The organism is Oxalobacteraceae sp. CFBP 8761, assembly GCA_014841595.1.
In the GTDB taxonomy this organism is placed as follows: Bacteria; Pseudomonadota; Gammaproteobacteria; order Burkholderiales; family Burkholderiaceae_D; genus Telluria.
Genome location: JACYUE010000020.1, coordinates 1 through 275 on the forward strand (window position 1 = coordinate 1; position 275 = coordinate 275).

The 275-nt window shown below is 63.6% G+C and carries 1 protein-coding gene; it reads left to right on the plus strand.

Annotated elements, in window-relative coordinates:
• Positions 1-275, plus strand: a 275-nt coding sequence (locus IFU00_22870; protein ID MBD8545116.1) for an electron transfer flavoprotein-ubiquinone oxidoreductase, incomplete at both ends; no start/stop codon positions are given.

A 275-nucleotide genomic window follows, 5' to 3' on the forward strand; every position in this document is an offset into this window, starting at 1 on the left:
TGTCGTACCAGAATCCGTATCTGTCGCCGTACGAAGAATTCCAGCGCTATAAAACGCACCCGGCCATCCGCGGTTTCTTCGAAGGCGGCAAGCGCATCTCGTACGGCGCGCGTTCGATTACCGCAGGCGGCCTGCAATCGCTGCCTAAAACGGTATTCCCGGGCGGCGCGCTGATCGGCTGCGATGCGGGCTTCCTGAACACCAGCCGCATCAAGGGCAGCCACGCAGCGATCAAGACCGGCATGCTGGCGGCCGAGGCGGCGTTTGCCGCGCTG